Annotated in this window: 17 protein-coding genes and 1 pseudogene; 10 read left to right on the top strand and 8 right to left on the bottom strand. The window is 72.9% G+C overall.

Going from position 1 to position 18,390, the window contains the following annotated elements; all coding sequences use genetic code 11:
* Window positions 1–130 precede the first annotated feature (130 nt).
* Entirely contained in the window at window positions 131–826 is a 696-nt protein-coding gene (locus AB5L52_RS29780; protein WP_351020443.1) for a TerB family tellurite resistance protein, read from the top strand.
* A gap of 8 nt (window positions 827–834) precedes the next feature.
* Here AB5L52_RS29780 and AB5L52_RS29785 read toward each other — a convergent pair whose 3' ends face one another.
* Together AB5L52_RS29785 and AB5L52_RS29790 are read right to left on the bottom strand one after the other, a co-directional pair.
* Window positions 835–1,470 carry a response regulator transcription factor gene (locus tag AB5L52_RS29785; protein ID WP_351020445.1) on the bottom strand — a complete coding sequence of 212 codons (636 nt, stop codon included), beginning with the start codon at window positions 1,468–1,470 and terminating at the stop codon, window positions 835–837.
* 386 nt (window positions 1,471–1,856) lie between these two features.
* Window positions 1,857–3,068 (bottom strand): annotated as a pseudogene (locus tag AB5L52_RS29790) (sensor histidine kinase); the annotation flags it as partial.
* 268 nt (window positions 3,069–3,336) lie between these two features.
* Between AB5L52_RS29790 and AB5L52_RS29795 the strand changes: the two are divergent.
* The 4 genes from AB5L52_RS29795 to AB5L52_RS29810 all read left to right on the top strand — a co-directional run bounded on the left by AB5L52_RS29795 (window position 3,337) and on the right by AB5L52_RS29810 (window position 6,707).
* Window positions 3,337–4,422 (top strand): ABC transporter permease, encoded by a 1,086-nt coding sequence (locus tag AB5L52_RS29795; RefSeq protein WP_369367168.1) that lies wholly within the window; start codon window positions 3,337–3,339, stop codon window positions 4,420–4,422.
* Window positions 4,419–4,637 (top strand): hypothetical protein, encoded by a 219-nt coding sequence (locus tag AB5L52_RS29800; RefSeq protein WP_369367169.1) that lies wholly within the window; start codon window positions 4,419–4,421, stop codon window positions 4,635–4,637. Before AB5L52_RS29795 ends, AB5L52_RS29800 begins: the two co-directional genes overlap by 4 nt.
* Window positions 4,634–5,317, top strand: coding sequence for an ABC transporter ATP-binding protein (locus tag AB5L52_RS29805; protein WP_369367170.1), 684 nt, complete (start codon window positions 4,634–4,636; stop codon window positions 5,315–5,317). The genes AB5L52_RS29800 and AB5L52_RS29805 overlap by 4 nt, the downstream gene beginning before the upstream one ends.
* Window positions 5,318–5,414: 97 nt before the next feature.
* The gene (locus AB5L52_RS29810) at window positions 5,415–6,707 is read left to right on the top strand and encodes an exo-alpha-sialidase (protein WP_369367171.1); all 1,293 of its coding nucleotides are present in this window, start codon (window positions 5,415–5,417) and stop codon (window positions 6,705–6,707) included.
* Window positions 6,708–6,736: 29 nt separating this feature from the next.
* On the opposite strand, the gene AB5L52_RS29815 is transcribed toward AB5L52_RS29810, so the two are convergent.
* From AB5L52_RS29815 to AB5L52_RS29840, 6 genes are all read right to left on the bottom strand, one after another.
* Window positions 6,737–7,663 (bottom strand): dihydrodipicolinate synthase family protein, encoded by a 927-nt coding sequence (locus AB5L52_RS29815; protein ID WP_369367172.1) that lies wholly within the window; start codon window positions 7,661–7,663, stop codon window positions 6,737–6,739.
* A gap of 1 nt (window position 7,664) precedes the next feature.
* Window positions 7,665–8,669, bottom strand: coding sequence for an oligopeptide/dipeptide ABC transporter ATP-binding protein (locus AB5L52_RS29820; RefSeq protein ID WP_369367173.1), 1,005 nt, complete (start codon window positions 8,667–8,669; stop codon window positions 7,665–7,667).
* Window positions 8,666–10,630 carry a dipeptide/oligopeptide/nickel ABC transporter permease/ATP-binding protein gene (locus AB5L52_RS29825; protein ID WP_369367174.1) on the bottom strand — a complete coding sequence of 655 codons (1,965 nt, stop codon included), beginning with the start codon at window positions 10,628–10,630 and terminating at the stop codon, window positions 8,666–8,668. Before AB5L52_RS29825 ends, AB5L52_RS29820 begins: the two co-directional genes overlap by 4 nt.
* The gene (locus AB5L52_RS29830) at window positions 10,630–11,586 is read right to left on the bottom strand and encodes an ABC transporter permease (RefSeq protein ID WP_351569580.1); all 957 of its coding nucleotides are present in this window, start codon (window positions 11,584–11,586) and stop codon (window positions 10,630–10,632) included. The genes AB5L52_RS29825 and AB5L52_RS29830 overlap by 1 nt, the downstream gene beginning before the upstream one ends.
* Window positions 11,587–11,590: 4 nt before the next feature.
* A complete protein-coding gene (locus tag AB5L52_RS29835) occupies window positions 11,591–13,219 on the bottom strand; it encodes an ABC transporter substrate-binding protein (RefSeq protein WP_369367175.1) in 1,629 nt (542 codons plus the stop codon).
* Window positions 13,220–13,437: 218 nt separating this feature from the next.
* Complete coding sequence (locus AB5L52_RS29840) at window positions 13,438–14,796, bottom strand: AMP-binding protein (protein WP_369367176.1); 1,359 nt, start codon at window positions 14,794–14,796, stop codon at window positions 13,438–13,440.
* Window positions 14,797–15,008: 212 nt separating this feature from the next.
* Here AB5L52_RS29840 and AB5L52_RS29845 point away from each other — a divergent pair, with 212 nt between their 5' ends.
* Genes AB5L52_RS29845 through AB5L52_RS29865 form a run of 5 tightly spaced genes read left to right on the top strand, consistent with a single transcriptional unit; the run spans window position 15,009 to window position 18,376 of the window.
* Window positions 15,009–15,224, top strand: coding sequence for a hypothetical protein (locus tag AB5L52_RS29845; protein ID WP_351020971.1), 216 nt, complete (start codon window positions 15,009–15,011; stop codon window positions 15,222–15,224).
* A 30-nt stretch (window positions 15,225–15,254) separates the two neighbouring features.
* Window positions 15,255–15,386 carry a hypothetical protein gene (locus tag AB5L52_RS29850; RefSeq protein WP_369369093.1) on the top strand — a complete coding sequence of 44 codons (132 nt, stop codon included), beginning with the start codon at window positions 15,255–15,257 and terminating at the stop codon, window positions 15,384–15,386.
* Window positions 15,383–16,132, top strand: coding sequence for a DNA repair protein RecO (recO, locus tag AB5L52_RS29855; protein ID WP_351020464.1), 750 nt, complete (start codon window positions 15,383–15,385; stop codon window positions 16,130–16,132). Before AB5L52_RS29850 ends, recO begins: the two co-directional genes overlap by 4 nt.
* A gap of 17 nt (window positions 16,133–16,149) precedes the next feature.
* The gene (locus tag AB5L52_RS29860) at window positions 16,150–16,998 is read left to right on the top strand and encodes an isoprenyl transferase (RefSeq protein ID WP_351020466.1); all 849 of its coding nucleotides are present in this window, start codon (window positions 16,150–16,152) and stop codon (window positions 16,996–16,998) included.
* Window positions 16,999–17,038: 40 nt separating this feature from the next.
* Entirely contained in the window at window positions 17,039–18,376 is a 1,338-nt protein-coding gene (locus AB5L52_RS29865; protein ID WP_369367177.1) for a histidine-type phosphatase, read from the top strand.
* Window positions 18,377–18,390: the final 14 nt, after the last annotated feature.

The following is an 18,390-nucleotide window of genomic DNA, read 5'->3' on the forward strand; positions in this document are numbered from 1 at the left end:
CCGTCGTTTATCGGCCACGGGGCCGGCCAGGTCACAGAAAGGTCTCTTCCGGGGTACTGACTCAGCCTCCGGGATGTGGCTAACATCACGCCAGCGCGGCGATGTTGCCGTGCGGTTACGGAGGTGCGACGTGCTGCCAGTACGGGGACGAGACGGCCGTGCCGCCAAGGCTGGGCACATCGTGCGCATCCGCACCGCGTGGACTCCCGTCGGGGACGGCGAGTTCTACTGCCCCGGCTGCGGCGGCGACCGCAACTACCAGCGGCTCACCGGACGCCGCCGGCTCACCCTGCTCGGGGTGCCGCTCCTGCCCCGCGGCAGCACCGGACCGGTCGTGGAGTGCGCCGCCTGCCGCCAGCACTATGGCACGGACGTCCTGGACCACCCCACCACGCGCCGCTTCTCGGCGATGCTCCGCGACGCCGTGCACACCGTCGCCCTCGCCGTGCTCGCGGCGGGTGGCACCTCCTCCCGTACGGCCCTGGAGACGGCCGCCGGCGCCGTCCGCGCGGCCGGCTTCGACGGCTGTACCGAGGAACAGCTGGCCGCCCTGGTCGAGGCCCTCGCCGCCGACACCGGCCGGGTCCTCGGCGCGGAGTGCGGCACGAGCCTGACCATAGAGCTGCACGAGGCCCTGGACCCGCTCGCCCCGCACCTCGCCCCCGCCGGCCGCGAGTCCCTCCTCCTCCAGGCCGCCCGCATCGCCCTCGCCGACGGCCCCTACACCCCCGCCGAACGCGACGCCCTCACGACGGTCGGCGCGGCCCTGACCATCTGCGCGGACGACGTGACGCGCCTGCTGGCGGCGGCGCGGACGCCGTCCTGATCGTGCACTCAGCGGCGGATGAGGCCCAGGTCGGTGGCGGTGGCCACGGCGGCGGTGCGGGAGTCCACGCCGAGCTTGGCGTAGACGCGGGCCAGGTGGGACTTGACCGTGCCCTCGGTGAGGTGGAGGCGGCGGCCGACGGCCTGATTGGACAGACCCTCGGCGACCAGGGCGAGGACTTCGGTCTCGCGCCGGGTCAGTGAAGTGCCGGGCGCGCGCAGCCGGTTCAGCAGCCGGTCCGCGACCGCGGGCGCCAGGGCGGTACGTCCGCTGGCGGCCGTCCGTACGGCGGCCGCCAGTTCCTCCGGAGGGGCGTCCTTGAGCAGGTAGCCGGTGGCGCCGGCCTCGATGGCCGGGAGGGTGTCGGCGTCGGAGTCGTAGGTGGTGACGATCACGACCCGGGGCGCGCCCGGCCGGGCCGTGATCGCGGCCGTGGCCTCGGCGCCGCCCATCCCCTTGCCGAACTGCAGATCCATCAGCACGACGTCGATGTCACCCGCGGCGGCACGGACGACGGCGTCCTCGGCGGTCGCGGCCTCGGCCACCACGACGAGACCCGGCTCGGTCTCCAGCACGGCCCGCAGCCCGGCCCGCACCACGGGATGGTCGTCGGCGAGCAGGAGCCGGACGGGGTACTCGGTCATGGGCAAGCCTCGGTGGGGGTGGGCGGGGTTGGCCGGGTGGCGGTGGGGGCGGGCGGGGTCGTCCGGGTCGCGGTGTCGGGGGGCGGGGTCGGGTGGGTGTCGGCGTCGGCGAGTGGTCTGTCGGTCCCGGTGTTCGGGGTTGACCGGGTGCCGGTGTGGGCGGGCGGGGGCGTTCGGGTGCCGGTGTCGGCGGGCAGGGGCGGCCTGGTGGCGGTCTCGGCGGCCAAGGCCGACCGGGTGGTCTGCGTGCCGGCGGGTGATCTGTCGGTCTCGGCGGAGAGGGTTGGCTGGGCGTCGGTCCCGGCGGGCGAGGTCGGCCGGGTCCCGGTGTCGGCAGGTGAGGTCGGTCCGGTCTCGGTTCCGGTGGGTGGGTTCTCGGTCTCAGCCGGTGGTGTCTCCGGCCCCGTGGGTGGGGTGAACGGGAGGCGGGCGGTCAGGGTGGTGCCGTTGGCCGGGGTGGACTCGATGGTCAGGGTGCCGCCGAGGGCGTGGAGGCGGGTGCGCATGGCCGTCAGGCCGAAGCCGCCCGTCTCGGGGTCGGGGACGGGCAGCCGGTCGGGGTCGAAGCCGATGCCGTCGTCCACGACGGTGAGGGTGGTGCGGTCCCCGAGGGTGCCCAGCGTGACGTCCACCGTCGTGGCCCGCGCGTGCCGGACGGTGTTGGCCAAGGCGGACTGGGCGATGCGCAGCAGGGCGACCTCGTGTGCGGTCGGCAGGGGGACCGGGGCTCCGGTGAGGCTGAAGCGGGCCGTGAGGCGGTGTCGGGCGCCCGTGGTCGTGCACAGGCGTTCCAGCGCGTCCGCCAAGGTCGTGCCCTCCAGCGCGGGCGGGGCGAGCGCGGCGACGAAGCGGCGGGCCTCGGCGAGGTTGTCGACCGCGGCCTGGCGGGCCTGGCCGACGTAGCGTACGGCGTTCTCCGGGGCGCCCGGCAGGTTCCGTTCGGCGGCGCGCAGCAGTAGCTGGATGCTGGACAGCCCCTGTGCGAGCGTGTCGTGGATCTCGCGGGCCAGGCGCTCGCGTTCGGCGAGCACCCCGGCCGTGTGCTGGGCCTCGGCCAGATCCGCGCGGGTGGCGGTGAGCTCCTCGATCAGCCGCCGGCGCCGTTCGCTCTCCCGGTACAGCGCCTGGTACCCCCACACCACCGCGACCGCGACGGCGGCCCCGAGCGCCGGGCCGATCGCCATGGCCGCGCTGAAGGAGCCCTGATGGGCGGCGAACGCGACGACCGCGGCGAGTGCGGTCGCGGCCACCGCGGCCAGGCTGCCGCGGCGCGGCAGCAGATGGAGCTGGAGGAAGTACAGCGGAAAGGCCACCCACACCCCGTCGGCGGACAGCGCCAGCAGCGCCAGCCACACCGCGCCGACGGCGGCCAGCCACCAGGCGGCGGCCCGCCGGTCCCCACGGATCCGCGGCAGCAGCGGACCCACCGCGTACGCCAGCGCGCACACCGCCGCCACGGCGACGGTCGCCCCGGTGTGCGGCCCGCCGGTGGTCAGGGCCCGGGCAGCGGTGAGCACGAGCAGCCCGACAACCAGCAGGTGCAGGCACCAGGACAGGGCCCGGGTGGTCGGGGTCAGGGCGGGGGCGACGGTGTTCACGGTCCTTCCAGGGTGTTCGGAGTCCGCTTTCAGCCTAAAGAAGCCGCCCGCGGCGCGGCCTCTGCCGAAAGTTGCAATCCGTGCGCCGCCCTTCGGTCCGCCAAGTGCATTCCGCCGCCAGATGCCCGGGCCGGGCCGGCGCGGCGACCGTAGAGGCACACCGTATCCACCGTCGTCATCCACCGTCGTCATCCACCGTCGTCATCCACCGTCGTCATCCACCGTCGTCATCCACCGACGCCGAGAATCGCAGAGGGCAGCCGAGGCCGTGTTCGTCGCCTGGAGAGACCTGAAGTTCGCCAAGGGACGGTTCGCCCTGATGGGAACCGTCATCACCCTGATCACGCTGCTCGTCGGGCTGCTGTCCGGACTGACCGCCGGCCTCGGCCGGCAGAACATCTCCGCGATCACCGGCCTGCCCGCCGACCGCATCGCCTTCGAGGCCCCGGCCCACGGGCAGAGCCTGTCGTACACCAACTCCACCGTCACCGCAGGGCAGTGGCAGCAGTGGGCCGCGACGCCCGGCGTCACCCGCGCCGAACCCCTCGGGATCACCACCACCAAGGCCACCGCGGGCGACCGGAGCACCGGTGTCTCCGCCTTCGGCGTCCAGCCCGGCTCCCGCCTGGCCCCCGACGGCGGCAGGATCCGCGAAGGTACGGCGGTGCTGTCCGGCACGGCCGCCGACGACCTCGGCCTGGAGCCGGGCGGCACCTTCCGCCTGGCCGGCCGGACGATGTCCGTGGCGGCCGTCCGGGGAGACGCCTCCTTCAGCCACACCCCCGTGATCTGGACCAGCCTCACCGACTGGCGGCAGGTGGCACCCCCCGCCGGCGCCGACGGTCCGGCCGCGACCGTGATCGCCCTGGACACCAGCCCCGGCACCGACCTGACGGCCGCCGACCGGACCATCGGCACCAGGACCGTCGGCAAGGACGCCTCGCTGTCCGCGATCGGCTCCTACACCTCCGAGAACGGCTCCCTGCAGCTGATGCGCGGCTTCCTGTTCGCCATCTCCGCCCTCGTCGTCGGCGCCTTCTTCACCGTCTGGACCATCCAGCGCAGCGGCGACATCGCCGTCCTCAAGGCGCTCGGCGCCTCCACCGCACACCTGCTCAGGGACGCCCTGGGCCAGGCCGCCGTGCTGCTCGTCGCCGGCACCCTCCTCGGCACCGGCATCGCCGCCGTGCTCGGCGTCCTCGTCCTGGACCAGGTGGTGCCGTTCCTCCTCACCCCCGCCACCGTCCTCGGGCCGGCCGCTGTGATGGTCCTGATGGGCGCGTTGGGGGCCGCCTTGTCCGTGCGCCGTATCACTTCCGTGGACCCGCTGACCGCCCTGGGGAGCGCCCGATGAGCCTGACCCTGTCCGACGTCACCCTCCTCGGCACCGGCGTCGCCGCCGTGCTCGGTGCCCTCGTCCTGCACCAGGTGGTGCCGTTCCTCCTCACCCCCGCCACTGTCCTCGGGCCGGCCGCCGTGATGGTCCTGATCGGCGCGCTGGGGGCCGCCCTGTCCGTGCGCCGTATCACTTCCGTGGACCCGCTGACCGCCCTGGGGAGCGCCCGATGAGCCTGACCCTGTCCGACGTCACCCTCACCTACCCCGACGGCGAGGACCGGCTGACCGCCCTCGACCAGGTCACCCTGGACGTGCCCAAGGGCACGCTGACCGCCGTCGTCGGGCCCTCCGGCTCCGGCAAGTCCAGCCTGCTCGCCGTCGCCGCCACCCTCGTCACCCCCGACACCGGCACCGTCACCGTCGACGGTGTCACCACGACCGGCCTGAGCCGCCGGGAACTGACCGAGCTGCGCCGCCACACGATCGGCATCGTCTTCCAGCAGCCCCATCTGCTGCCCTCCCTCACCGCGGCCGAGCAGCTGGAGGTCATGGCCCGGATCGACGGCCGCCCGCGGGGCGGGGCCCGCCGCCGGGCCGGGGAACTGCTGGCCGCCGTGGGCCTCGCCGCCCAGGCAGGACGGCGCCCCCACCAGCTCTCCGGCGGACAGCGCCAGCGGGTCGGCATCGCCCGCGCCCTGATGAACGACCCCACCCTGCTCCTGGTCGACGAACCCACCAGCGCCCTCGACCACGAACGCGGTGCCGCCGTCGTCGATCTGCTCACCCGTCTGACCCATGAGCGGGCCACCGCCACCGTCCTGGTCACCCACGACCGCACCCATCTGACGGCCGCCGACCGGATCGCCGAAGTCCACGACGGACGCCTCGGTTTCCCCGCGGCGGCCCGCTGACCGGCCCGTTCGCCGAGGGGTTCGCCGCACGCCCGTCCGCCGTCGGCACGGGCGTGGGATACGAGGTGCGGCCGCCGGCCCAGGCGAACATGAGCGGATGACCCCGCTCAGCCGCGCCCTGCTCACCGCCCTCGCCTTCCTCACCTCGCTCACCGTCCGCATGCCGGCCCAGGCGAGTCCCGGACAGGCGCACCCCGCCCACCCGAGCACCGCGAACGGCCCGGCGGCCCCGGACCGGCCGGGTACCCGGACCGGCCGGCCGGACCCGCGGCACGCGGGCGCAACGGCCGGTCCCGCGCGCTGCGCTTCCTCCCTGCCGTACGTCTCCGGACAGGGCGGTTACGCCACCTACCGCATCCCGGCGGTCGTGGCGACCCGGCACGGCACCGTCCTGGCGTTCGCCGAGGGCCGGCGAGGCGGCATCAGCGACACCGGTGACATCGACGTCGTACTGCGCCGCTCCACCGACGGCGGCTGCACCTGGGGTCCGCTGACCGTGGTGGCCGCCGGGCACGGGGACACCCGGGGCAACCCGGCGCCGGTCGTGGACCCGCGCACCGGGGCCGTCATCCTCGTGACCTGCGGCAACAGCGGATCGGCGACGGAGGGCCAGATCATGCGCGGCGAGGTGCCCGCGGACCGGGGCCGCCGGGTGTACGTGCAGCGCAGCCGGGACGACGGCCGCCACTTCACCCGCCCGGTGGACATCACCGCGCAGGTGAAGCGGCCCGGCTGGCGCTGGTACGCCACCGGCCCCGGCCATGCGCTGGCCCTCACCCGGGGCCCGTACCGCGGCCGTCTGCTCGTCCCGGCCAACCACTCCGGCCCGCCGCCCGCCGGCTCCTCCGACACCGGCCGGGAAGCGAAGTACTACGGCGGTCACGCCCTCTACAGCGACGACGGCGGCTGCACCTGGCACCTCGGTTTCGCGAACGACCGCTACGACGGCGTGACCAACGCCAACGAGACGAGCGCCGCCCAACTCCCGGACGGCCGCGTCTACTTCAGCGCCCGCGCCCAGAAGGGCAGCGCGCCCGGCCACCGCCTCGGCGGCTACTCCGCCGACGGCGGCGCCACCCTCAACCGCCCCTACGCCGCCCAGCCCACCCTGGACGACGTCCCCTCGGTCCAGGGCAGCGTCCTCCAACTCCCTGGCTTGGGAGCGCCGTTGCTGTTCTCGGGCCCCTCCGTGCCCACCGCCCGCCGGGCCATGGCGATCTGGTCCAGCGAGGACTTCGGCCACACCTTCACCCGGCTGCGCACCCTCTCGGACCTCCCAGCCGCCTACTCCGACCTCGTCCTGCTCGGCCACGACACGGTCGGCATCCTCTACGAGACCGGCACCCACACCTACGACACCCTGGAGTTCCGCCGCATGACCCTGCCCTGACCCGGCCCCCTGGTCGCGGGTCAGCCGTGTCAGAGCAGCCCCGCCGCCGCCAGGTACTTGCCGACCCGCTCGGTCTCCTCGCCGGACAGCGGCACCTGCGGCTCGGCCGTCACCGGGCAGTCGATGATGCCGCGCAGATGCAGCGCGGCCTTGAACGCGCCGAGCGCCGACGAACTGCCGCCCATCCGGGCCGGATCGCCCACCGTGACCATCCCGAACAGCGCGCACAGCCGCTCCTGTTCGGCCCGCGCGCCCTCCCAGTCGCCCGCCCGGCACATCCGGTACAGCCGCACGTACCCGTGCGGGTCGACGTTGGCCAGCCCCGGCACGGCCCCGTCGGCGCCCATCGCCAGCGCGGCGTCCACCAGCAGCTCGGAGCCGGTCAGCACGCTGAACCCGGGGTGCGTACGGGCTCCGGTGACGATCTCCCGGAAGGCGCCCAGGTCCCCGCTGGAGTCCTTGATCCCGGCCAGCACCCGGTCGGCGGCCAGCCCCAGCACCATCTCGGCGGGGAGCTTGGTGTGCACGGCGACGGGGATGTCGTAGGCGATGACCGGCACGTCGCTCGCGGCCGCGATCCGGCGGTAGTGGTGGACGATCTCGGCGCGGTGGGTGCGGGCGTAGAACGGGGCGGTGACGACGACGGCCTGCGCGCCGGCCGCGGTCACGGCCGCGACGTGGTCGAGGACGCGTGGGGTGGTCATGTCGATGGCGCCGGCCAGGACCGGCAGCCGGCCGCCGACGTGCGCGGTCACCGCCTCCACCACCTGCCGGCGCTGCTGGTCCGTCAGGAACGCCGCCTCGGAGGAGGATCCGAGCACGAACAGCCCGTGCGCCCCGCCGTCCATCAGATGGTCGACCAGCCTGAGCAGCGAGGGCACGTCCACCTCGCGCTCCGGCGTCAGGGGTGTGCAGACGGGCGGGACGACACCGGTGAGCGGGGTGGGGAAGGGCATTTCAGGGCTCCTGCCGTGCTGGGTCGCGAGTCGACTGGTCCTCCTCCACAGGATGGTGGCAGCGGTAGCGGTGTCCGGGTCGTGACGCGGCCGAGAAGTCCGGCATCGCCTCGGCGCACAGGTGATCCGTCTTCCAGCAGCGGGTGCGGAACGGGCAGCCGCTCGGCGGCCGGGTCGCCGACGGCACCGGCCCGGTCAGCGGGATCGGGTCGACGGGATCCAGCAGGCCGGGCGTGGCGGAGAACAGGGCGCGGGTGTACGGGTGCCGGGCGGCCTCGGTGACCCGGCCGGCCGGGGTCTCCTCCACGATCCGGCCCAGATACATGGTGATCACCCGGTCGCTCATCCGCCGTACCGTCTGGATGTCGTGCGAGACGAACACCAGGGCCAGACCGAGGCGTTGCTTCAGGTCCAGCAGGAGGTTGAGGATCTGGGCGCGGACCGACACGTCCAGGGCGCTGGTCGGCTCGTCGGCGACGACCAGGGCCGGGTCCAGGGCGAGCGCGCGGGCGATGGCGACCCGCTGCCGCTGACCGCCGGAGAGCTGTCCGGGCAGTGCGTCGGACAGGGCCCGGGGGAGGCCGACCAGGGCCATCAACTCCCGTACGCGCTCGTCCCGTTCGGCCCGGGTGCCACGGTCGTGGACGTCCAGCGGGTCGCGCAGGATCCGGCGTACCGTCAGCCGCCGGTTGAGCGCGGTCGACGGGTCCTGGAAGACCATGCCGACGCCGGCGCCGAGCGTGGCCCGGCGTTCGGCGGGCGGCATCGTCCACAGGTCACGGGCCCGGAACGCCACCGTCCCGGAGGCCGGCCGCTGGATGCCCACCAGCACCCGCGCCAGGGTCGACTTCCCGCACCCCGACTCGCCGACCACGCCCACCGTCTCCCCGGCGGCCACGGTGAGGTCGGCGCCGGTCAGGGCGTACACCCGGTCACGGCGGAACAGTCCGCCGCTGCGGGCCTTGTGCACGACATGGGCGTCCCGGACCTCGATGACGGCGTTCACCGGAGAGCCTCCTCCACGGGTACGGCCGGGTGATAACAGGCCGCCCTGTGGGTGGCCGTACCGGTGAGGACGGGCGCGCTGTCGTGGCACACCCGGGTCGCCGGCGGGCAGCGGTCGGCGAAGCGGCAGCCCGCCGGGAAGTCCGCCGGGGCGGGTACGACTCCCTTGATCTGCGTCATCCGTTCCTCGGCCGACTCCAGCGACAGCACGCTGCCGAGCAGCCCGCGCGTGTAGTGGTGGGCCGGCGCGGCCACCAGGTCGGCGGTCACCCCGCTCTCCACGATCTGCCCGCCGTACATCACCACCACCCGGTCGGTGACGTCGGCGACCAGCGCCAGATCGTGCGAGACCAGGATCAGCGCGAAGCCCAGCTCCGCGCGCAGTCGCAGCAGCAGCTCCATCACCTGGGCCTGCACGGTGACGTCCAGCGCGGTCGTCGGCTCGTCGGCGACGATCAGCCGTGGTTCGCGGGAGAGGGCCATGGCGATGAGGACGCGCTGGCGCTGGCCGCCGGACAGCTCGTGCGGATGGCTGCGCAGGGTGCGGTCGGGGTCCAGGCCGACCAGTTCCATGAGCTCGCGCGGAGCGCGCCGGCCGCCGCGCCGGACGAGCTGTTTCAGCTGGGCGCGGATGGTCATCGCCGGGTTCAGCGAGGACAGGGCGTCCTGGTAGACCATCGCCATCTCGTGCCCGAGCAGCCTCCGCCGGGCCCGCATCGGCTCGGTGAGCAGGTCCCGCTGCCGGAACCGGATCTGCCCGCCGACGCGCGCGTCCCGCGGCTGGAGCCCCATCACGGTGAGCGCGGTCAGCGACTTCCCGCACCCCGACTCGCCGACCAGGCCGAGCACTTCACCGGGGTACACCTCGAAGCCGACCCCGGCGACGATGTCCACGCCCCGGTGCCGGTCCGGGAAGCCGATGGTGAGGTTCTCCACGGCCAGCACCGGCCGGCCGGAGGAGTCGGGGCGGGGCCGGGCCCGCGAGCGCAGGCGCGCGGCGGCCTCCGTGAGTCCGGGCAGTTGCAGCACCTCGCCGCTGCCGGGCTCCGGCGTCTCCAGCCGGTCGTCGGGCCTGTCCACTTCCCTGGGTGCCGGTGCCGCCCAGGCGTCGGACACGCCCTCGGAGAGGATGTTCAGCGACAGCACGGTCAGCAGGATCAGCAGCCCGGGGAAGACGGTCGCCCACCAGCCTCCGGTCAGCACCATGTTCTTGCCGTCGGCGATGACACTGCCCCAGGACGGGTCCGGCGGCCGCACCCCGGCGCCGATGAAGGACAGCGACGCCTCGAACACGATCGCCTCGGCGACCTGCACCGTGCAGAACACCAGCACCGGGGCAGCGCAGTTGACGGCCACGTGCCGCAGCACGATGTGCGGGGTACGGGCGCCGATCACCCGTTCCGCCGTGACGTAGTCCTCGCCGTACTGGTCGAGCACGTTCGCCCGGACGACCCGTGCCACCGGCGGCGTGAACAGGAAGGCGATCGCGCAGATCAGCACCCCGATGCCGCCGCCGAACACGGCGACCAGCACGGCCGCGAGCGCGATCCCCGGGAATGCCATGACCACGTCCAGGCAGCGCATCAGCGTCTCGTCGACCGCCTTGCGGGAGGTGGCGGCCACCGCCCCGATGACGGCACCCACGACCAGCGCGAGCGCCGTCGCCCCCAGCCCGATCGCCAGCGACCAGCGGGCGCCGTACATCAGCCGGCTCAGGATGTCCCGGCCGAGGCTGTCCTGCCCGAGCCAGTGCGCGGCCGAGGGATGCCCGCTGCCGCCGACCGGGTCCTGCTGGTCGAGCGGATCGTCCGGGGCGAGCAGCGGGGCGAGTACGGCGACGAGGATGACGAGCGCCAGGAAGCAGACGGCGATCCTGGACAGCGGCGGCAGTCTGCGCCAGCCGCGCAGCCGGACGCCGCCGGGCCGGGAGAGCCGTTCGGCAAGGCTCGCGCGCGTGACCATCAGGCCGCCCTCAGACGTGGGTTGACCAGCAGATACAGGATGTCGATGACGAGGTTGACGACGACGAACCCGGTGGCCGTGGTGAGGACCACCCCCTGGACGACGGCCGGGTCGCCGTTCTGCACGGCGTCGATCATCAGCTTGCCCATGCCGGGCAGCGAGAAGATGGTCTCGATGACGACGGCACCGCCGAGGAGGTAGCCGACCCGCAGCCCGAGCACGGTCAGCGGATTGACCAGGGCGTTCCTGAGGACGTTCCGCCCGACGACGACCAGGGGCGGCAGCCCGCCGCCGATCGCCGTGCGCACGTAGTCCTTGTCCAGCTCCTCCACCACCGAGGTCCGCACGATCCGGGTGAGCTGGGCGGCCACCGGCAGGGAGAGGGCGAAGGCGGGCAGCGCCATGGTCTTCAGCCAGCCGGTGACCGAGTCGGCCGGGTTGATGTAGCCGCCGGTCGGGAACCAGCCCCGGTCCACCGCCAGATACTGGATCATCAGCAGCGCCAGCCAGAACCCGGGCGCGGCCACCCCGATCAGCGAGACGACCCGGATGGCCTGGTCCGGGATCCGGTCCCGGTGGACGGCCGCCGTGACCCCGCCGGCCAGCGCCAGCACCACGGCGACGGCGAGGCCGAGGAAGGTCAGCTGGAGGGTGAGCGGCAGCGCGGTGGTGACCTGGTCGACGACCGGCGCCCGGGTCAGGGCGCTGGTGCCGAGGTTGCCGTGCAGGAGGTCGCCGACGAAGTGGACGTACCGCACGGGCAACGGATCCAGCAGCCCGCCCCGCTCCCGGAAGTCGTGCAGCTGCCGCGGGGTCGGGTTCGAGCCCTGGAAGAACGCGGACGCCGGGTCGACGTCTGAGAAGCGCATCACCAGGAACACGAACAGCACGATCCCGAGCATGAGCGGCACGAGCAGGGCGACCCGGCGCAGCAGGATCCGTACGACGGCCGTCATGCCGTCAGACCCACTTGGCCTGGAGCACGTTGATCCCCGGGTACGGCTGTGCTCTTATCCCGGTGAGCTTGCGCGGGTCCCAGGCCGTCATCAGCTCGTTGTGCACCACCGGGTACAGCACGGCCTGCTCGGCGACGACGTCGATGTAGTCCTGGATCATCGCCTTCTTCTTCGCCGCGTCCGGCTCCCGGGTCGCCCGGTCCATGTCCGTGAAGAGCTGCTGGGCGACAGGGTTGTCGGCCCACCGGGTGTACCCCATCCAGAGGTTCTGCGGGCCGTAGTTGTAGTGCATGATCAGGTCGGCGTCGAGCCCGAACTGATTGGGGTTCGAGGCGGCGGCGACGACCTGGTAGTCCTGCTTCTGGTCCATCTTGGTGAAGACGGCCGTGGTCTCCTGCGGTGCCAGGGTCGTCTCGACGCCGACCGCGTCCCAGGAGGACTTGATGGTCGGCAGACAGTCCACGATCCAACTGACGTTCACGGCAAGGATGTCGACCTTGAGGTCGGTGACGCCCGCCGCCCTCAGCAGCGCCTTCGCCTTCCGCGGATCGTGGTCGTAGACGGTCCTGGCCCGCCGGTGGGCCGGGTTGCCCTCGTTGAGGAACGAGGAGGCGGGCTTCCCGTGCCCCTTCAGGGCGACCTGCACCATCTTCTCGGTGTCGATGGCGTAGTGCAGCGCCTGCCGCACCCGTACGTCGTCGAACGGCTTGTGCTTCGTGTTGAACATCAGGAACAGGTTGTTCATCCCGGCGCCGCCCGCGACCGTCAGGCCGCCCTGCTCCAGCCTCGCGATATTGGCGTACGGGATGTTGTCCGCGATCTGCGCCCCGGCGCCGGATCCGGAGATCTTCGCGACGCGCGGAGCGGCGTCCACGATGGTCAGCCAGTTCATGCGCCGGAAGGCGGGTCTGCGGGGCCCGTTGTAGGCGGCGAACGCCTCGAAGACGGTGTTGGACTTCGGGTGGTGCGCGGTCTGCCGGTACGGCCCCGAGCCCACGGCGAGCCCCTTGACGGCGTCGTCCCAGGCGCCGGGCCGGGAGAAGACGTGCTGCGGCATGATCTTGGCGAGGGTGAGCCGGGACAGCCCGTCGGGGAAGGGGAACTTGAGCCTCAGCTCGACGGTCCGCGCGTCGGCCTTCCGCACGCCGTCCAGCCAGCTCACGAAGAAGCCCTTGGCGAGCGTCGGGGTGCCCGGGTCGAGGATCCGGTCGAAGACGAACACGACGTCGTCGGCGGTGACCGGCCTGCCGTCGTGGAAGGCCGCGCCCGAGCGCAGCGTGAACCGCCAGGTGGTGGCGTTCGGGTCCGCCGGTACCCCGGTGCCGAGCGCCGGATAGGGCACCCGGGTGATCGGGTCGGTGTCCAGCAGCCCCTCGTAGACATGGTTGTTGGCGGCCATGGAGAACGCCGACGCCGTCTGCGTCGGATCCCAGGTCCCGTCGTTGCCGTACCCGATCACGGCGGTCAGTGTCCGGTTCCTGCCGCTGCCGCCGGTGTCGTTCGTGGACTGCGGGCCGGCGGAGCAGCCGGTCAGCACCGGCGGCAGAGCGGCGGCCGCGCCCAGCGCACCGGTGAACTTCAGGAACGACCGGCGGCGCGGAGCCGGTGCGTCGGGGGTCACGTCGTCGCGCACGGGTCCTCCAGCAAGTCGGTGGGGGGAGGGGGTGGGAGATACGACGTCCTACGTCCTACGTCCGGTCGGTAGCGCGACCATAAGAGGGGCTGTGGGGGCGGTCAAGACAGCGCACACGAATGGACCAGCCGCCAGAGGTCACACCGAGGGCGGCCCGAAATGCCCGGGTGCCGACGCGAGTTGGGCCGATCGGGTTCAGGGGGTGGGCGTGGGCCCGGTCACCCCTCGGGGATCACGAGGTCCTCGGCACGGCCCTCCACCACCAGGTTGCCCTCCGGTGTCAGCCGGGCCAGATCGCCGGTGCGGTGGAACCCGTCGGGGGTGAAGGCCCGGGCGTCGTGCCCGGGGGACCGGTAGGGGCCGCGCGGGGTGTACGGGCCGCGGGTGAGGAGCTCGCCGGCCTCGCCCTCGGGGGCGTCGATCCGGATCTCGTCGGCCGGGGAGAGCGGCCGTCCCCGGGTCGTGAGCACCACGTCCCGCGGGTCGTCGAGGCGGGTGGCGGTCAGCAGCCCCTCGGCCCCGCCGTACACCTGCTGCAGCCGGCAGCCGAAGCCGGGCTCGACCCGGGCGGCGAGGCCGGGGTGGAGGCGGGCGCCGCCGATCTGCAGCACCCGCAGCGAGCCCAGGTCGGCCTCGGCGCCGTCGAGGGCGTCCAGCCAGCGGACAGCGACGCTGGGTGTCACCGAGGTGACGGTCACCCGTTCCCGTGCGATCGCGGCGAAGGCGGCGTCCGGCTCCGGATCGTCGAGCAGGACGACGGTGCCGCCGGCGGCCAGGGTGCCGAGGATGCCGGGACAGCCGAGGGCGAGGGCGGACTCCGCGGGCAGTACCGCCAGATAGACGTCCTCGGGGCCGAGTCCGAGCAACTCGGTGGTGGCGCGCAGCTGGTAGGCGTAGTCGTCGTGGGTGCGGCCGACGAGCCGCGGCGGCGCCGGCGCACCGCCCGACGATGCCGTCGTACCGCCCGGCAGCAGGAAGAACGCCACGTCGGAGGCGTCCAGGCGGTGGTCCGGTACGGGGGCCTCGTCCACGGTGTGCAGCGGGAAGGCGAGGCAGCCGCCCGGCAGCACCGCGAAGCCGCCCGCCTGCTCGCCGGGTGCGGCGAGGGTGAGGATCCGCCGCAGTGATGTCGACCCGGCGGCGATCCGGGCGGCCATCGCGGCGTGGTCGAAGCCGCGGTGCACCGCCGGGCCGACGTAGCCGACGGCCTCGGTCCCGGCCGTCAGCTGGGCGATCTCCGGCTCCCGGCGGTCGGTCGGCGCGAGCACGGGGACCGCCCCGGCGCGCATCAGCGCGAACACCGTGATGACGAACTCGGGGGTGTTCGGCAGCTGCACCACGACCCGCTTGCCGGGCGCGATGCCGCGCAGCCGCAGCCCCGCGGCCATCCGGTTCACCCGCCGGTCCAGCTGGAAGTACGTCAGGCGGGTCGCGCCGTGCACGAGCGCGGTGCGCGGGCCGTGCGCGGCCGCCCAGTCGTGCAGCAGCTCGGGCAGGGGACGGCCCTGCCAGTAGCCGGCGCGGCGGTGGGCGAGGGCGGTCTCCTCGGGCCAGGGGGTGAAGCCGTTCGCTGCCATCCCCGCAACATAGAGTCCACCCAGGTATTCCGTAAAGCGGCCATATCTTTCCGCTATCCGAAATCCGCGCAGATGGTTGCGGATTGTAGAGGCGGAGCGTCACTCCGGATGTGCGAAGCGTGAAACTCGGGAAGGAAGGGGAGCAGGTCAAGGCGCGACGCAACCCGCGCGGCGCGCTGTGTGCCGAAGAGCCGGAGGACATGTTGAGGGAATTGCGGCCTGCCGTCGGCAGCCATGTGGTGGACACCCGTACCGGCAGGCTCGGCATCGTCATGGGGTACGAGGGTCCCTACGCCCAGCTGAGACCGTACGGCGGGGGCCGGGAGTGGGACGCCGAACCCGGAGCGCTGCGCACCGCCACCGCCGCCGAGCGGCTCAAGGCGGCGACCGCGCACGCCAATGCCCGAAGCCGCGGGGAGGCGCTCTAGCCGCTGCCCGCATGGGCGAGAATGGGTGCCATGAGTCTGTTCCGCGACGACGGCATCGTGCTGCGCACCCAGAAGCTGGGTGAGGCGGACCGGATCATGCTGTGCCTGCCCGGGGGACACCCCCCGGACCCCCGGCCGGGCGAAGGCGGGGGTCGGCGATGAGTCTGTTCCGGGATGACGGCATCGTGCTGCGCACCCAGAAGCTGGGTGAGGCGGACCGGATCATCACGTTGCTCACCCGCGGTCACGGGCGGGTGCGGGCCGTGGCGCGTGGGGTGCGGCGGACCAAGTCGAAGTTCGGGGCCCGGCTGGAGCCCTTCTCCCATGTCGACGTGCAGTTCTTCGCGCGCGGGAGCGAGCTGGTCGGGCGCGGGCTCCCACTGTGCACACAGAGCGAGACCATCGCGCCGTACGGTGGCGGAATCGTCACCGACTACGCCCGCTACACCGCCGGTACGGCGATGCTGGAGACCGCCGAGCGGTTCACCGACCACGAGGGCGAGCCCGCCGTCCAGCAGTATCTGCTGCTCGTCGGCGCCCTGCGGACACTGGCCCGCGGGGAGCACGCCCCCCATCTCGTCCTCGACGCCTTCCTGCTGCGTTCCCTCGCTGTCAACGGCTACGCGCCCAGCTTCGAGGCCTGCGCGAAGTGCGGCATGCCCGGTCCGAACCGCTTCTTCTCGGTCGCCTCCGGCGGCTCCGTCTGCGCCGACTGCCGGGTGCCCGGCAGCGTCGTACCCTCGCCACAGACCCTGGTACTCCTCGGCGCGCTGCTTACGGGAGACTGGGAGACGGCGGACGCGTGCGAGGCGCGGTACGTCCGCGAGGGCGGCGGGCTGGTGTCGGCCTACCTGCACTGGCATCTGGAGCGGGGGCTGCGCTCGCTCAGGTATGTGGAAAAGACGTAGAGGGAGACGAGAGACACATGGTGGTACGCGGGATCCTGGGACGCCAGCGGCGCGAGCACAAGGCGCCGGAGCCGCACCCGTCCGGTGCCCGCGCGCCGAAGCTCCCCGGCGAGCTGGTCCCGAACCACGTGGCCATCGTCATGGACGGCAACGGCCGGTGGGCGAAGGAGCGCGGTCTGCCCCGCACCGAAGGGCACAAGGTCGGCGCCGAGCGGGTGCTCGACGTGCTGCAGGGCTCGATCGAGATCGGCGTCCGCAACATCTCCCTGTACGCCTTCTCCACCGAGAACTGGAAGCGCTCGCCCGACGAGGTCCGCTTCCTGATGAACTTCAACCGCGACTTCATCCGCAAGACCCGTGACCAGCTCGACGAGCTCGGCATCCGGGTGCGCTGGGTGGGCCGGATGCCCAGGCTGTGGAAGTCGGTCGCCAAGGAGCTGCAGGTCGCCCAGGAGCAGACCAAGGGCAACGACCTGCTCACCCTGTACTTCTGCATGAACTACGGCGGCCGGGCCGAACTCGCCGACGCGGCCAAGGCGTTGGCCGAGGACGTGAAGGCCGGCCGGCTCGACCCGGCCAAGGTCAGCGAGAAGACCATCCAGAAGTACCTGTACTACCCCGACATGCCGGACGTGGACCTCTTCCTCCGGCCCAGCGGTGAGCAGCGCACCTCCAACTACCTGCTCTGGCAGAGCGCGTACGCCGAGATGGTCTTCCAGGACGTGCTGTGGCCCGACTTCGACCGCCGTGACCTGTGGCGGGCCTGTGTCGAGTTCGCCTCCCGCGACCGGCGGTTCGGCGGCGCCGTCCCGAACGAGGAACTGCTGGCCATGGAGGCCGCCATGAAGGGCGATTCCACCTCATAGCAACCGGCGGTTCACCGGGGCCGTCGAGGATGCGGGACTCATGAGACGCCTCACGCCCGTCCTCGCTCTCGGTGCCCTGCTGCTCACCGCGCTGCCCGCGCACGCCGCCGACGGCCCCGCGCACCGCGAGAGCTACGGGACCAAGGCCCCGTACGAGCCTCAGCAGAGCGCCGACGGCTACGAGCGGCCCCCGGCCGGCTTCGAGCCCGTCTTCACCGAGAACGTCTCCCGGCACGGCTCGCGCGCGGCGACCGACGGCACGGACGGCGACCTGATCCTCGCGCTGTGGGACAAGGCGCAGCAGCAGGGCCAACTCACCGATGCCGGTGAGGAGTTCGGGCCGCGCGTGCGGGCCCTGCAGGCCGCCATGTCCCGGGTCGGGTACGGCAACCTCAGCGGGCGCGGCCGACAGGAGATGCGGGACACGGCGACGCGGATGGAGCGGCGCCTGCCCACGCTGTTCGCGAAGATCGCCGACGCGGGCGAGGAGATCGACGTGGTCAGCTCAGGACAGGGGCGGGCCGTGGACAGCGCGGGCGAGTTCACCGGCGCGCTGGCCTCGGCCGACCCCGCGCTTGAGCCGTTGATCGGGGCCACCCGCACCGACAAGGACCTGCTGTACTTCCACAAGGCGGCGGGCGGTGCGGCGTACCGCGACTACATCGCGGGCGACCAGCGCCTCAAGGACACCCTGGCCTCGATCGAGGACCGGCCGAGGACGTACGAGGCCGCGTACGGCGTCCTGCGCCGGCTGTTCGCGGAACCCTTCGTCGACCGGATCGGCGACCGTGACCGGGTCGGCGCCGCGCAGGCCGTCTACAACCTGTACGCGATCGCCCCCGCGATGAGCGAGGAGAGCCCTGACCCGGACGGCAGGGGCTGGGACATGGACCGCTTCATCTCCCGCTCGGACGCGGCCTGGTTCGGCTACCTCGGTGACGCGGAGGACTTCTACGAGAAGGGCCCCGGCTTCGCCGGCAGCGACATCACCTACAAGATGGCCGACGTCCTGCTGGCCGACTTCTTCCGGCAGGTCGAGGCCAAGCGGGCCGGCACCAGCGACCTCGGCGCCGAACTCCGCTTCACCCACGCCGAGGAGATCATCCCGCTGGCGGCCCTGATGCACCTCCCGGGCAGCACGGACCCGGCGACGCCGGGGGAGCCGTACACCTACGCCGACAATCCCTGGCGCGGCGCGTCCGTCGCTCCCCTCGGCGCCGACATCCAGTGGGACGTGTACGAGAAGGACGGCCGCTACCTGGTCCGCATGCTCTACAACGAGCGGGAGACGCCGTTCAGGACCGGCTGCCACCCGATCGGCAAGGGGAGCACCTTCTACGATCTGAACGAACTGGAGCGCTGCTTCGGCCGGAGCTGAGCGGCAACCCCCCG

It is taken from the genome of Streptomyces sp. CG4 (assembly GCF_041080655.1).
Lineage (GTDB): Bacteria > Actinomycetota > Actinomycetes > Streptomycetales > Streptomycetaceae > Streptomyces.